At 62.6% G+C, this 13,600-nt stretch carries 12 protein-coding genes; 5 read left to right on the top strand and 7 right to left on the bottom strand.

Translation table 11 applies throughout. The features are described from left to right. Positions 1-125: 125 nt before the first annotated feature. Positions 126-1,064 (bottom strand): trehalose-phosphatase, encoded by a 939-nt coding sequence (gene otsB / locus ACSFC5_RS22290; RefSeq protein ID WP_440767407.1) that lies wholly within the window; start codon positions 1,062-1,064, stop codon positions 126-128. 3 nt (positions 1,065-1,067) lie between these two features. Then, the gene (locus ACSFC5_RS22285; RefSeq protein ID WP_440767406.1) at positions 1,068-2,885 is read right to left on the bottom strand and encodes an alpha,alpha-trehalose-phosphate synthase (UDP-forming); all 1,818 of its coding nucleotides are present in this window, start codon (positions 2,883-2,885) and stop codon (positions 1,068-1,070) included. A 334-nt stretch (positions 2,886-3,219) separates the two neighbouring features. On the opposite strand from ACSFC5_RS22285, the gene ACSFC5_RS22280 reads away from it, so the two are divergent. Beyond that, positions 3,220-4,422: a M24 family metallopeptidase gene (locus ACSFC5_RS22280; protein WP_440767405.1), complete on the top strand. Its 1,203-nt coding sequence runs from the start codon at positions 3,220-3,222 to the stop codon at positions 4,420-4,422. 107 nt (positions 4,423-4,529) lie between these two features. Here ACSFC5_RS22280 and ACSFC5_RS22275 read toward each other — a convergent pair whose 3' ends face one another. The 4 genes from ACSFC5_RS22275 to ACSFC5_RS22260 form a co-directional block, all read right to left on the bottom strand. After that, entirely contained in the window at positions 4,530-5,735 is a 1,206-nt protein-coding gene (locus tag ACSFC5_RS22275) for a Cdc6/Cdc18 family protein (protein ID WP_440767404.1), read from the bottom strand. 1,606 nt (positions 5,736-7,341) lie between these two features. Next, positions 7,342-7,518, bottom strand: coding sequence for a hypothetical protein (locus ACSFC5_RS22270; RefSeq protein WP_440767458.1), 177 nt, complete (start codon positions 7,516-7,518; stop codon positions 7,342-7,344). A 210-nt stretch (positions 7,519-7,728) separates the two neighbouring features. Beyond that, complete coding sequence (locus ACSFC5_RS22265) at positions 7,729-8,931, bottom strand: iron transporter (protein ID WP_440767403.1); 1,203 nt, start codon at positions 8,929-8,931, stop codon at positions 7,729-7,731. Between the two features lie 162 nt (positions 8,932-9,093). Continuing rightward, on the bottom strand, positions 9,094-10,713 hold the full coding sequence (locus tag ACSFC5_RS22260; RefSeq protein WP_440767402.1) for a hypothetical protein: 1,620 nt from the start codon (positions 10,711-10,713) through the stop codon (positions 9,094-9,096). Between the two features lie 181 nt (positions 10,714-10,894). On the opposite strand from ACSFC5_RS22260, the gene ACSFC5_RS22255 reads away from it, so the two are divergent. The 4 genes from ACSFC5_RS22255 (at position 10,895) to ACSFC5_RS22240 (ending at position 13,244) form a co-directional block, all read left to right on the top strand. Then, positions 10,895-11,668, top strand: a complete 774-nt coding sequence (locus ACSFC5_RS22255) for an SCO family protein (protein ID WP_440767401.1) — start codon at positions 10,895-10,897, stop codon at positions 11,666-11,668. Positions 11,669-11,670: 2 nt separating this feature from the next. Continuing rightward, on the top strand, positions 11,671-12,246 hold the full coding sequence (locus ACSFC5_RS22250) for a TlpA family protein disulfide reductase (RefSeq protein WP_440767400.1): 576 nt from the start codon (positions 11,671-11,673) through the stop codon (positions 12,244-12,246). Between the two features lie 98 nt (positions 12,247-12,344). Then, positions 12,345-13,013: a cytochrome c biogenesis CcdA family protein gene (locus ACSFC5_RS22245; RefSeq protein WP_440767399.1), complete on the top strand. Its 669-nt coding sequence runs from the start codon at positions 12,345-12,347 to the stop codon at positions 13,011-13,013. A gap of 66 nt (positions 13,014-13,079) precedes the next feature. Further along, positions 13,080-13,244 carry a hypothetical protein gene (locus ACSFC5_RS22240; RefSeq protein ID WP_440767398.1) on the top strand — a complete coding sequence of 55 codons (165 nt, stop codon included), beginning with the start codon at positions 13,080-13,082 and terminating at the stop codon, positions 13,242-13,244. Positions 13,245-13,269: 25 nt separating this feature from the next. Here the strand turns inward: ACSFC5_RS22240 and ACSFC5_RS22235 are convergent, their stop codons facing one another. After that, the gene (locus ACSFC5_RS22235; RefSeq protein ID WP_440767397.1) at positions 13,270-13,491 is read right to left on the bottom strand and encodes a DUF8149 family protein; all 222 of its coding nucleotides are present in this window, start codon (positions 13,489-13,491) and stop codon (positions 13,270-13,272) included. Positions 13,492-13,600 lie beyond the last annotated feature (109 nt).

The raw sequence follows: 13,600 nt of genomic DNA, 5'->3' as shown, positions 1-13,600 counted from the left end.
TACGATATCGAGCAGCGAAAACAGCCCGGAAAATTACGAAAATTAACATTTAACGGCTAGCAGAAGGCAAGAGGGCACGCGGAAACATCGGGTATTCAGTTTCAGTGCGTGACTGAAACGGGTAGTTAGCTCGAGCGGATCTCGTCGATGGGTGTCGTATCGACGTTCGGTCGGCTATCAGCGGTCGAACGGAACGGAGGGAGAGAGCGGACGGCGGCGGTCGATCGGTCGTCTACCGAACTCGTTCGCGTCCGATTTCGCTCGAGTGCGTCGACGCCGATCGAACCGAGCCACTCCAGAAACGTCGCGACGTCGTCGGGAGCGTCGAGTCGACAGGAGGCTGCAGACGGCTCGTCGCCACCGACTCGAATTCCGATTCCATCGGGTTCGACGGTCCGAAACGCCGATTCGTCGGTCACGTCGTCGCCGATGTACATCGCCACCGTCCGTGGCGGCGTATCCGCGTCGATCAAGCCGACCGCGTTCCCCTTCCCCCACGGGATCGACGGCCCGATTTCGAGGATGCGCTTGCCGGTCGAAATCTCGAGTGCGTCGCCGCCGAATCGATCGACGACCGCGGTCGTCACGTGCTCGACGGTCGGCCGGAGCGCGGGCGAGACCGATCGCACGTGAACCGTCCCCGTCAGGCGCTTGTTCTCGATTCGGATGTTCGGCACGGGTTCGAGGGCTGTCTCGAGCGCCGCGCAGACCCGCTCGATCTTCGTGGCCCGCTTTCGAGCGACGGGGTGGACGGCGACCGACTCATCGCGCTCGAGTTCGAGACCGTGGTTTCCGGCGTACGTCTTCGGGCCGTCGATTCGCTGCCGGACGTCGGCTAACGCACGGCCGCTGACGATCGCCGTCGTCACCGGCGGTGCCGCCGCGAGGGTCGCCACCGCGGCCTCGTTTTCGGCCGTCGGCGCTGCCGCGTCGGGATCGTCAACGATCGGTGCGAGCGTCCCGTCGAAATCCAGACAGCACAGGAGATGCGACGCGCGGGCGAGTCGCGACCGTATTCGATCGCGCTGGTCGTCGATCGGCTGCGGTGGTGTCGCGTCCGACATTGATCACACGGTGGAGGTGTATTCGGGTGGGTCAGTATCCGAATCCGAGTCCGGATTTGAGTCTGAATCTGGATTGGAACTGGAACCGGAATCTGAATCAGAACCGGAATCCTCTGTACTAACGTTGGAGTCACCAGTCTGACCCGAATTCGGGTCCGACGGCCGATCCCGAGCAGTGCTCGAGTCAGTTCCTCGAGCCACTCCCGAGCCTGTTCCTCGAGTCGCGCCGCCGTGGCGGCTATCGCTGCGGCCCTGGTTATGTACCCGGCGAATCCAGTCGAACTGGGTGTCCATCCACCACTCGAGATCGCCGTCGAACACCCGGTTTCGGAGCGTGCGCATCCGGCGCTGTCGCCCGTGTGACGGCATCGTGACCGCAGCCTCGAGCTGGCTCGCGAAGCCCTCAATATCCGCCGGATCGATCGTGAGCGCGTGGGAGCCGAGCGTCTCGTGGGCACCGGTCCGATCGCTCAACAGGAGCGTCCCATCGCCGTCGACGCTCGCGGCGACGTACTCCTGGGCGACGAGATTCATCCCGTCGCACAGCGGGCTCACAACCATCACGTCCGCACGACGATAGAGCGCACAGAGCTCGTCGTTCGAGAGGTAGTCTTCGGTGTAGACGATCGGCGTCCAGTCGTTCGTCCCGAATCGCTGATTGATGCGCGTAACCTCGCTTCGGACGAGGTCGCCGTGTTGCTCGTAGGTCCGAATATTCGTTCGGGAGAGCGAGCACGACTGCACGAAGGTAAACTCGCCGTGCCACGACGGGTTCCGTTCGAGGAATCGCTCGAGAGCGGCCAGTCGTTCCGGAATCCCCTTCGAATAGTCGAGTCGATCGACGCCGAGCCCAATGACGTTCTCCGTCGAGATATCGTATCGCTCGAGCAGCTCGGATACCGCCGCATCCGAGACCGATCGCGCATCTCGGTCGTAGGACTCGGCGTCGACGCCCATCGGCGTCGCGACGACGCGGGTCGTCGTCCCGTTGTAACGGACGACCCGCCGAGAGCGATCGACGCTGGCAGCCGGCACGTACCGCTGGACGCAGTCGAGAAACCGCTCAGCGTATCGGTCGACGTGAAACCCGAGCAGGTCGTTTCCGAGCAGTCCCTCGAGCAGGCTGCCGCCCGACGGGCAGTGCTGGAACGTCCGGGCCAGCGGCCACGGAATGTGCCAGAACTGCGCGATAGTCGTCGACTGCGGAACCGACTCACGGATCATTTCCGGCGCGAGTGCGAAGTGATAGTCCTGCAGCCAGACGACCGAATCGTCAGTCGCGTGCTCGCTCACCGCGTCGGCGAACCGTTCGTTGACGGTCCGGTACCAGTCGAAATCGTTCGTCCGATTCTCGATCAGATCGGTAAAGCCGTGACAGAGGGGCCAGAGGACGCGATTACTGAATCCGTAGTAGTAGGAGTCGACCGCTTCGTCCGAGAGGTCGAGCCGTCGAAGGGTGTAGGACTCCTCCGCCGGCGGGACGGCAACGCAGTTGTCCTCGTCCACGACGTCGAAGTCCGCCTCGCCGTCGCCCCAGGCAATCCAGGTGCCTTCGGACTCCTGGAGAACGGGGTCGAGACCGGCAGTCAGTCCGCCGGTCGGTTCGTCGACCTCGATGGATCGACTGTCCGTCCCCGCGGCTGCCTCCTGGCCGCCCCCGTATTCGTGTCGATACGGCTGCCGGTTGGAAACGACGATCAGCGAGCCGGGACAGGTCGATCCGTCGGCCTGCGTGTCGGCTGTCACACGACCGTACCCGTCGGCCCGCAACTGTCTGTTAGTCGGGCGCGTCGACGACGACCGCTCGTCGGTAAATCGCATTCGCTGATAATACACAGTTTCGTGGCGGGTTGCTGCGCGGCCTGCATCCGCATGGACCTCTAATAGCGTCCACTACTCGTCAGACACATCAGACAATGAGGAAAAATGATCGGATCTGGCCTAGCCAATCAATACCAATCACCCATATTTCTCGACGCGTGGAGCACAATAGTGCGGAGGGGAGTACATATGGCCGTCTGCCAAGCTAGCAGTGATTCGCCTCTCAGACAGCCACTGATTCGCCCCGCAGGAGAACACTGACCGCACCGCTATGCGGCCGAGAAAGCAGCTCGTCAGTCCAAACGTTCTTTCCGTTCTCCCGCGAATCGCGAGTATGCAATCGCCCTTCGAGCGCCGGATCGCGGACTGTCAACGCCGACTCGAGCGCACCGACACGGCACTCCTCGTCTGTTTTCCGAGCCCGAATATGACCTATCTGACCGGGTTCGAAGAATCGCCCTCCGAGCGCCACCTGTTGCTGTTCGTTCCGCGAGCAGGCGACCCCACCATCGTCGCGCCGACGATGTACGACCGACAGCTCGCCGACGTGCCGATCGACGATCCGTCTCTCGAGATCCGACTCTGGGGCGACAGCGACGACCCGGTTGCCGTTATCGACAGTGTTCTCGAGGAACTGCTCGAGCAGGAAGGGGGCGACGACAGCACGACAACCGACGGAACGGGCGACGACAGCACGACAATACTCGTCGACGATCGGATGTGGGTAACGTTCACACAGGACCTCAGAGCGTGCGTTCCGGATGCAGCGTTCGGTCTCGCGAGCGACGTCCTCGAGGATCTCCGGGTCCGAAAGGACGAGGTCGAACTCGAGGCCTTGCGGAGGGCCGGACAGGTCGCCGATCGCGTCTCGCTCGAGATTCGGTCGCGCGGGGACGACCTCCTCGGCACGACCGAGGCGGAGCTGGCGACCGAGATCGAACGGCTGCTCGCGGCCGAAGGCGGCGGGAAGCCGGCGTTCGAGACGATCGTCGCGTCGGGACCGAACGGCGCGCGGCCCCATCACCACAGCGGCGACCGACCGATCGAACGCGGCGATCCCATCGTGTTGGATTTCGGTGCGTTCGTCGACGCCGATCTCGAGGCCGGCACGGGACGCTATCCGGGCGACCAGACGCGGACGATCGTCGTCGGCGAACCGTCGAACGAGTACGAGCGAGTACACGAGGTCGTCCGGGAGGCCCAACACGCCGCGGTCGATGCGGTCGAACCCGGGGTGACAGCCGGCACGATCGATCGGGCCGCTCGAAAGACGATCGAGGCCGCCGGCTACGGCGATGCGTTCGTCCACCGAACCGGTCACGGCGTCGGCCTCGAGGTCCACGAACCGCCGTACATCGTCGAGGGCAACGACCGCGAACTCGAGCCCGGGATGGTGTTCAGCGTCGAGCCGGGCGTCTACCTCGAGGGGGAATTCGGTGTCAGAATCGAGGATCTCGTCGTCGTGACCGAGGACGGTGCCGAACGCCTGAACGACTCACCGCGGGGCTGGGAAACCGGCGTACCGTCTCAGCCGTAACTCGAGACACCGCGTTTCCGGTGAATCAGTTCGGACTGTCAGTGAATCAGACACCTGGTTTCCGGTGAAATGTCACCGCACTGTTCGCCTATCGATCGGAATCGCCGCTACGAGTCGTCCGTCTCGACGAGTACCTTCCGTACGACGTCCGGATCCTCGAGCAGTTGGTGTTCGGTGTAGCTCCCCTCGGCGCTGCCGCCGCTCTGGCGGGACTGTTCGATGATGTCGAGAAACGCGTGCTCCTTTAACAGGTCGCGGACCCGGCGCAGCGAGAGCGTATCGGAGCCCTCCTGCCGACAGATCTCCTCGTAGACATCGAAGATGCGCGTCGTTCGAAAGCCGTCCTCCTCGGGTCTGTTGAGCGCGAGCACCGCGAGCGCCTGCAGCACGTACCGGGAGTGAGGTGTCGATCCGCGGATGAGCTCCCGGAATCGGTCGGTTTCTGCCCGTTCGCGGGCCTGGACGACGAACTCCTCGCGAACCGTTTTACTCCCGTTCGACTGGGCGATCTCGCCGGCGTACCGGAGGATGTCGATCGCCTTCCGGGCGTCACCGTGTTCGCGAGCCGCGAGCGCTGCGGCCCGCGGGATGACCGACGGGTCGAGCACCTCGTCCTTGAACGCGTCGCTGCGCGCCTGCATGATGTCCCGAAGCTGATTCGCGTCGTACGGCGGGAAGACGAACTCGCGCTCGCAGAGACTCGACTTGACCCGTTCGTCCATCCGGTCTTTGTACTTGATCTTGTTACTGATTCCGATGACGCCGATCTTGCAATCCTCGAGTTTCCCGGCTTCGCCCGCGCGCGAAAGTTGCATGAGAATGTCGTCGTCGTCCAGCTTGTCGACCTCGTCTAAGATGATGAGCACGACCTCGTACTGGGTGTCGAGCACCCGCCAGAGGCGTTTGTAGTAGGTCGACGTGCTGAGTCCCTTGTCGGGAATCTTGATATCAGTGACCGCTGAGTCGTTCAACGAGTGGGCGATCGTCTGGACTGCCTGTGTCTCGGTGCTGTCCTGTGCACAGTCGACGTAAGCAAAGTCGGCCGTGACGCCCTCCTCTTTCGCGACGCGGACCAGCCGTTCGGAGATGTGCTTCGCACAGAGGGACTTTCCGGTGCCCGTCTTGCCGTAGATCAGCAGATTGCTCGGGCTCTGCCCGAAGATCGCCGGATTAACGGCGTTCGCGAGATCCGCGATCTCGTCGTCTCGCCCGACGATACGCCCTTCTTCGGGGAGGTGGTTGATCTCGAGCAACTCTTTGTTCTCGAAGATCGGATCGTCTCGGGTGAAGAGGTCGTCGCCGGAACTCGACATAGGTAGTAGACACCACGTTTCCGGTGAAACGTCTTTACTGTTTGGACTCAACAGCGGAAAACCGATAAGGCGGTGAAATTTCACGGGGAGAGCGGATCTCGAGAGGGGAGGGTGGAACGAGCTGGAAGGGGGTGAAAAGTGGAGCACACACACACCACGTTTCCGGTGAAACGGGGTGAAGGGGGGTGGGGGTGCAGTTGAAACGGGGGTTGGATTCATCGGAAACCCGGTGTGGTGAGAGTCGGTTATCGATGTATCAGAGCACGATTTCATCAGTGTGAGTGTTCGTATCGTGAAAATAGAGCAGTTGAACGCAACTCGACGGAAGACCAGCACTACCGGTACAAAGACATCAGCGACGAAAAACGGAGCGTAAGGTGATCGAGATCGCATACCTCGAGGATGAAACCGCCACTTGGCGAAAACCGACGATAACGTCCGAATGAAGCCGATTATTGAGAACGACCACACTGGAGAACAGGAATACGACTGGCGTTTCCGGTGAAATAACTGCAATCGACTCACGTCGATTTCTGTTCTGTTTTGGGACTTAATGGACTTTTTGATAGCTGAACACTTATAGATACTGTTTACCCTCTCCGTCTTAACAAACATCTGGAGACTATTTCTCGTTTCACCGGAAGCGTGGTGTGCTGGTCTCCACTATTGACTTTCACTATTGGTCTCCACACAAGGTCTCGCTGTGTTAGATTCCGGTATACACGTCCGTTAGGGTCAGATTCCGCTAATCAGCGTTGGTCCTTAGGATACTCTTCTGGTTGACTCTTTTGCACGAATTCGTTCCGTTCAAGTACATCCACGCTGGTTCGAATTCAGATTTTCGCTGTAGTTCTCGAATCGGATCTCACCCACACCCCCTCCTGTTTCCCCCTTTCACCGGAAACCCGGTGTGTGCGCGCGACCCGACTCTGTCATTTACCCTTTCAGTTGTCTCACTTATTCACACATCTCCGATCCCCACTCGTTTTTTTCGTTCACCGGAAACGTGGTGTGTCAGTGCAACCGATTATACGAGGAGCAGGCACGATACCACGTCCGTTAAACCTGAAAACTCCAACGCTGAGCGAACCGGAGGTTTGCGACGTACGTGAATCTTCGATTACCGACTCGGTCCTCTCATTCTCACATCAGTAGCTCTACTCACTGCTTCAGCCGTCCGACGGTCTTCCCTGCTTACGGCCTCACTCTCAGCGTACTCGCCGTACAAGATGTCCCCCGCGGACCGACCACGTGTCTTCACCGGAAACACGGTGTGTGACTCAGTGGCGACGCTGGTCTCGAGTCTCGTGTGTTGACGATCAGCATCGCATACTGATAGTCAGCATCTCGTACCGGTCATCGTGTAATTTCACCGGAAACACGGTGTGTCCGTCTCACTCGATAGTAGCCAATTGCACGGTTTCAGATACTGACTGGGATTCCGTCCGGTTTCGTCTCCCGTCGCCTGAGTGTCCCTCGTGTGGGGTCCGTCGTCCACGGCTACTCGGGATCTCGGAGCCAATCAAACCGGACGGTCGAAGCTAAACCTGACCGTCGACACCGACGTTGATGAAGAGATCAGTAGTAGTAGTACAACTCGAGCGGATCAGTAGTAGTACAGCTCGAGTTCGTGTCCGCAGTTCCGACACGCGGTTTCCGTCCCCTGAAGTCGGTTCGTGGCACGCTCTTCGTGGATCCCCGGACCTGGCGGCACGGACGCGTCGACGCGTGCTTCACACTCCGGACAGCCGATACGCATATCTGAGTGGTCTGATTGCGACATACCCTCAGAGTATTCGTGAGCTTTGGTTAGTTATACCAGGCGTACGGTCGATTTGCCGACGGTTTCGATTCGTTCCGTCGTCGTAGGGTCGAATTTCTACCGTTCGACGATCGGCACCGGCAATGATCACACCATCGGTATTGGCACCGATCCCGGTCTACAGGAGATCTGGATCGCCCACCCGGTAGGCTCGCAAGAGGTACGTGCCTGTTAGACGGTGAACGAAACGTCTTCGAACTCGAAAAACGCCGTCTCGTAGCCGTCGTGTCGGGATACCTGTGGTGGTGAGTCGACGGCGACCGTGATCTCGTCGCCGCTCTCGAGATCGTCGACTGCGAGTCCGTAGTGGTGACCGTATTCGTGATCGATCCACTCGGTCAGCGACTCGCCACTGCTCTCAAGGACGGCCGATCCGTCCCGGTCGATCGTCAGCCGCAACGAGGCGGACGGGAGGAAAATGTCGTTGTACGGGGTCCGCAGACAGGCCATCAGATACGCCTCGCTGTCGGCGAACCGGTCGGTGTCGGGGACGATCACGGATAGCTTCGCGTCGCCGCTCCGTTCCGTTCCGAGGACGTCACCCGGTAGTTCGTCAATGGCTGGCCCGTCGGACGTCGGTGAGTGTCCGGGGTCGTCGTCATCGTGGTTGTCATGGTCGTGTCCCTCGTCGCCGTCCCCGTGTCCGTGCTCGTCGTCCTCGGTATCTCCGTGATCAGCGTGCTCGGCGTCTCCGTACCCGTCGTGCGCTCCGTGGTCGCTGTGGTCCATCAACTCGAGAGCGTCCCGCTCTCCGCGTCGATCCTCGTCGATCAGATCGAACTCGAGGTCGTGGATGTCCGATCGGTTGAACTCGAAGTCGATCTCCAGCGTGGACGAGCTATCGAACCGGTCTTCGAACGCGCCCGTCCCCTCGGCCTCGAGCCGGCCGATTCGAATCCGGGCCGTGTACTCGCCTTCCTCCGGGAGTGAGATGTTGTCGCCGTAGTGAAAGCCCATGCGCTGGGAGAGCATCGGCCAGGGCGAGAACTGTCCGGTGACCGAGTTGCCGTCCCGGCGCACGTCGAGTTCGGCGTTCACCGGAAGGACGGTGTCCGTTTCGGGGTCCCAGACGGTGAGCATGAGGTGCAAACTGTCGTCGGTGTCGACGTCGACGCGCTCGGTTTCGCCGGCGACGAGCCAGAATCGGTGCGGGATCGTGTAGGTGAGTTCGACGGCGTACTCGCCGTCGGTCGTCCGGCCGTAGGTCCCCATCTCCTCGATGCCGGCGGGGAGGTAGACGGCGTCGGGTCGATCGTCGACGAGCGGCGGGTTCGACCAGGCGGACTGCTCTTCGAAGCCGAGTCGCTCGAGACAACCCGCGGTGGCGGCAGTTCCGGCTACGGCGGTTCCGCGCAGGAATCCCCGACGGTTCATTACGCCGATCTTGGGGTGCCAGTGACAAAACGGCTGTTGGTTTGCCGCTCGAATTGCGGCTGTCACCTGCCGTTCGAATCGCGGCTGTCGACCTGTTGTTCGAACCGCGGTGATCGACCCGATTGAGGGGCTGTTTTGCCCCTCCTCGCTGCCAGTGCCTGTTCAACCGTATCCAGCAACGTACACCGGCTCCGCCGTCGGCAGCGTCAAGAGCCACAGACTGAGCGCCGTGTAACAGACCATGACGACGACAAACGGCACCTGACTTCGGATCGCCTGCAACCGACCCGGAACACAGTCGAACGCGATCGCGTGGGCGGTCCAGACCGCGAGCACGTGGCCGGCGAGGAGGGTGGCGATCTCGAGCGTCCCCATCCAACCGGGCACGGCGAGCGTCGTCGGATTCACCGGCGGGGCGAACGGGCTCCAGAGCGCCGCCAGCGACGCCGGGGAGAGCGAGACGACGAACGTGACGTAGTGTGCGAGGTGATAGCCCGCGGCGATCGCCAGCAGGGATGGGGCGAACCGACGGGCGAGCACCCGCTCCGAGAGGTACGTCGGTGCGGTTCGCCGCGAGAGGTGTGCGGCCAGCCAGTAGAGGGCGAGCGCGACGGCGAATCCGCCGACGAACAGCGCGAGGTAGACGACGCGGGCCGGGAGTCCGGTCGCGACGAGTCCCTCGACGGTCCGTCGGCCGGGTCGTGTCACGACGAAGCCGTTGAACGTTAGCTCCCAGACCAGCAGGACGACGAACGCGACGTCGCTCGAGTCGGTCACGAGGTCCGCGTCCCGAAGACGAGCGCCCGGAACGACGAGTCGAAATTCCCCGTCGCGTCGCTGAATCGGAGCGACGGCACCGTAGAGACGGAAGAGCACGGCCAGGGGATCGGCACGTCGGAACCATACCGCCGGCGAGAAGAGGACCGCGCCAGTGACGGTGTACCCCGTATAGGCGATCACGACGAGCGCGAGACGCTCCGGATCGGTCGTCACGGGGAGGACGAGCTCGAGCCACACGAGCGTTCCTAACCCGAGTACCGCCGGCCACGACGAGAGCCACGCGGGATACTCGAGGAGAGCCGAGTCGCCCGCGGTGGAACCGGTTCCGTTCGTTCCGTTCATTTCGTTCGCGTTCGGGTTCGACGGGTGACGCCGGGCGCGCTCTCGAACTCGAGTCACAAATTCTCGGACTCGAGTCACCAATTTATCGACACCGCGCGCGAGGATCCGAAACGGATCGATCGCCGGCCACGGATCGACGACGAGGAAGGCGACCATCGGCAGGACGGCTCGCACGCCCACGAACGCGATGATAACAGCGAGGTTCGCCGTCGGCATCGCCGGCCCCTCGAGACCGACGACGATCACGGCTGCGAGTCCGAGCACGCCGAGACCTCCACCGATGAGCGATCCCGCGGCGACCGTTCGTCTCGAGAGCACCGTCGATCCGACGGGACTGGACGTATCGAGACTCGACTCGCCGAGACCCGATTCGGTGGGACTCGACTCCGCGATAGCCGCGAGCGGAACGCCCCACTCGTGGACCGCATCGACGAAGCGACGGTCGGTCACGAGCGCGGCGAGCAGCGCGGAGGCTCCGACGGCCGCGCCGCCGGTGAGCAGCGTGAGCCACGTCGGGACGGTGAGCGTTCGATCGTCACCGAGGCCGGCGGCGACGTTCGAGGCCGCTGCGGGGTCGGTCCAGAAGCCCGCGACGACACTGATCGCTCCCAATCCGAGGACGATCGAACCGACCGCTCGAGTCGAACACGTCGGTGACACCGCCGGATATCACGACGCCGACCCACATGTAATCGGCTCTCGATCGCAGCAGTCGAGAGGGAACCGTTCGACACCGGTTTCGGAATCTTCCGCGCCGAGTCGTATCGCACCCGCTCCGAATCGTATCGCATTCGGTGAGCGAACCAACGAGCATTTTATGGCGCGCTCCTACGCATCTCGTATGGAACGACGGACGTACCTTCGTGCTCTCGGGGTCGCGGGTATCGCTGGGACCGCCGGCTGTCTCGACACGGTGGATCAAGCGCTTTCCGGCGGCCACGATGGTGACGGGATTCTCCCGCCGCCGGACCACCCGACGGGTGCCTCGTATCCGGAGTACGGCGAGGAGTTCCCCTCGTTTTCGCTCCCCGATCCGATCGCGGAGACGACCGTCTCGCTCGAGGATTTCGTCGGCGAGAAGCCGTTTCTGCTGACGTACTTCTTTACGACGTGCCCGGACGGCGCCTGTCCGGCCCTGCTCTTGCGCCTTCGGTGGATTCAGGAGGACGCCGCCGAACACGGCTACGAGGACGATATCGCGCTGCTTGCGTTCACGTTCGATCCCGAGCGCGACACGCCCGAGGTCCTTCGGAAGTACGCCGGCGAGCGAAGTATCGACTACGAGGCGGACAACTGGCACTTCCTCCGGCCCGAGACCTACGACGAGGCCGAGGAGGTGATGACGGAGACCTTTAATCTGCCCCTCCGGCGAGTCGAGGACGAGGACGAAGCCGGAGGGAACGAGAGCCACGACGAGACGGGAGATCACGAAGACGAATCTGATCATAACGAGCACGATCACGGCGAGTACACGTTCACGCACAACAATTTGATTACGCTCGTCAACGAGGACGGCGTCGTGGAACGGGCGTATCCGTCGGCCGTCCAGTCCGAACGAGCGGTCGACAACGAACAGATCGTCGAGGACACGAGGACGGTCGTCGGGGTGGAGTGAGTATGCGGAGACGGGACGTCCTCGCCGGACTCGGGAGTGCGGGCGTCGTCGCCGGCGCCGGTGCGATCGCAGTCTACGGGATCCCGTCGACTGAGAGTCTGCTGGACGACGAGTCGGACACCGAACCCGACGAGCCGCTCGAGATCGAGACGATCGACGCCACCGGGAGCGAGGCGGGAACGATCGAGATTCCCGACCTCGGACGAGTGACGTTCGTCGACCTCTTCGGCACCTGGTGTGCGCCGTGTATCGAACAGATGCCGGCGCTTGCGACGGCCAACGAGCGGATCGGAGACGAGGTGTTGTTCTGTTCCGTTACCAACGAGTCAGTCGGTGAGAACGGCTCGATTACCGAAGCGGAACTCGCTGAGTGGTGGGACGAACACGACGGCGACTGGACGGTTGGCCACGATCCGGCGGCCGAACTTACAGCGCGATACCTTGAGGGCGGCTTTCCCACGGCCGCCGCGATCGACGCCTCGGGACGCGTCCAGTGGGCCGATTCGGGCGTCAAGAGCGCGGACGAGATCGTGTCCGGAATCGAGCAGGCGCTCGAGGCCGATGCCGGTGACGGGTAAGATGCTGGTACCAGCGACGAGTACACCGCTACTATTAACGTCGAAGTCACCGCTGCTACTGGCGACGAGTCCACCGATACTACGGGTGAGACGTACCGATGACTGACGGCTCGTTGCCGCTCACGTTCGCGCTGGTGGCGGGCGTCGCGACGTTCTTCTCGCCGTGTGCGTACCCGCTCTTGCCGGGGTACGTCGGATTCTACGTGAGCCAGACCGAAGGAGAGCAAGCCTCGCTATCCGGCTCACTGAGTCGCGGCCTCATCGCCGGCGTCGGCGTCCTGGGAACGTTCGGTGTACTCCTGGTCGCCGCCTACTGGGTCGGCCACTCGACGCTGTCGAATATCACCCTGTTCGAGCCGATCGTCGGCGGAATTCTCGTCGTGTTCGGCCTGCTGGTCGTCTTCGACCGCGCCCCGTCGCTGACGATCCCGCTTCCGAAACGACGCTCGAGCGTCCTCGGCTTCGGAATTTTCGGCGCCGGCTACGCGCTGGCTGCGGCGGGCTGTGTCGCACCCCTGTTCGTCGCCGTGGTCGCACAGGCGCTGGCGCTCCCGCCGGTCTCGGCGGCGCTCGTCGTCGGCACGTACGTCGGCAGCGTCGTCGTGTTGATGGTCTCGCTGACGGTCGCGACCGGGATGGGGCTCGTCGCGAGCGCCGGTCGATTGGCCGCCCACAGCGAGTCGCTGAAACGCGTTGCGGGGGCCGTCATGATCGTTGCCGGTCTCGGCCAGTTGTATCTCGCGATCTTCGTCCTCGACGTGCTCTGATCCACCGACTCGCGGGTTTCGCTCGCAAGCGGACCGCTTGTTTCGTCCGTGGCCGTACCGAGCGGTATGGATCCGAAACGTCCCGACGTTCGAATGGACGAGATGCCCGACGAAGAGGGCCGCGTGACGAACTCCGACGAAGGGGGCCGCATGACGAACTCCGACGACGGTTCGAACGAGACGACGTCGGATTCCCTGCTTCGACGGCTCCGCTCGTACCTGGGCCGATAACCGTCGTATCTATGCCAACACCCGCTTACTCCGGGTCCTCCAGCAGGCCGAGATCGGTAGCGGCGAGGTCGGCAATGGTCTCGACGATATCGGGATCGACGCCCGCGACGTCCTCGCCGTCGTGCAACCGGTCGTTGTGGCGTTCGATCGAGTCGGCCACGTCCGACAGGGGGATGCGGGAGGTCGTCTCGCAGTCGGGACACACGATCGGGACGCGGGGATCGTCCGAGTCGCTGGCGGCTGTCATCGCGTGACTCTCTCGAGCGGAGCGGCAAAATCTCACTGGTTGGACGACCCCGGTCGCCGCCGTCAACGCGAATTCGCACTCAGAAAGAACCCGGCCGCTGACGGAACGC

The sequence above is a fragment of the Natronorubrum marinum genome (assembly GCF_052040125.1).
In the GTDB taxonomy this organism is placed as follows: Archaea; Halobacteriota; Halobacteria; order Halobacteriales; family Natrialbaceae; genus Natronorubrum.
The sequence above is the reverse complement of the archived record's forward strand: the minus strand, read 5'-3'. Positions and strand labels throughout refer to the sequence as shown.

Coding starts and splice junctions, on each gene's coding strand:
- ACSFC5_RS22275 (WP_440767404.1), bottom strand. CDS start 5,735: ATGTCGAGTTCCGGCGACGACCTCTTCACCCGAGACGATCCGATCTTC.
- ACSFC5_RS22235 (WP_440767397.1), bottom strand. CDS start 13,491: ATGACAGCCGCCAGCGACTCGGACGATCCCCGCGTCCCGATCGTGTGT.
- ACSFC5_RS22280 (WP_440767405.1), top strand. CDS start 3,220: ATGCAATCGCCCTTCGAGCGCCGGATCGCGGACTGTCAACGCCGACTC.
- ACSFC5_RS22250 (WP_440767400.1), top strand. CDS start 11,671: ATGCGGAGACGGGACGTCCTCGCCGGACTCGGGAGTGCGGGCGTCGTC.
- ACSFC5_RS22255 (WP_440767401.1), top strand. CDS start 10,895: ATGGAACGACGGACGTACCTTCGTGCTCTCGGGGTCGCGGGTATCGCT.
- otsB (WP_440767407.1), bottom strand. CDS start 1,064: ATGTCGGACGCGACACCACCGCAGCCGATCGACGACCAGCGCGATCGA.
- ACSFC5_RS22245 (WP_440767399.1), top strand. CDS start 12,345: ATGACTGACGGCTCGTTGCCGCTCACGTTCGCGCTGGTGGCGGGCGTC.
- ACSFC5_RS22285 (WP_440767406.1), bottom strand. CDS start 2,885: ATGCGATTTACCGACGAGCGGTCGTCGTCGACGCGCCCGACTAACAGA.
- ACSFC5_RS22240 (WP_440767398.1), top strand. CDS start 13,080: ATGGATCCGAAACGTCCCGACGTTCGAATGGACGAGATGCCCGACGAA.
- ACSFC5_RS22265 (WP_440767403.1), bottom strand. CDS start 8,931: ATGAACCGTCGGGGATTCCTGCGCGGAACCGCCGTAGCCGGAACTGCC.
- ACSFC5_RS22270 (WP_440767458.1), bottom strand. CDS start 7,518: ATGTCGCAATCAGACCACTCAGATATGCGTATCGGCTGTCCGGAGTGT.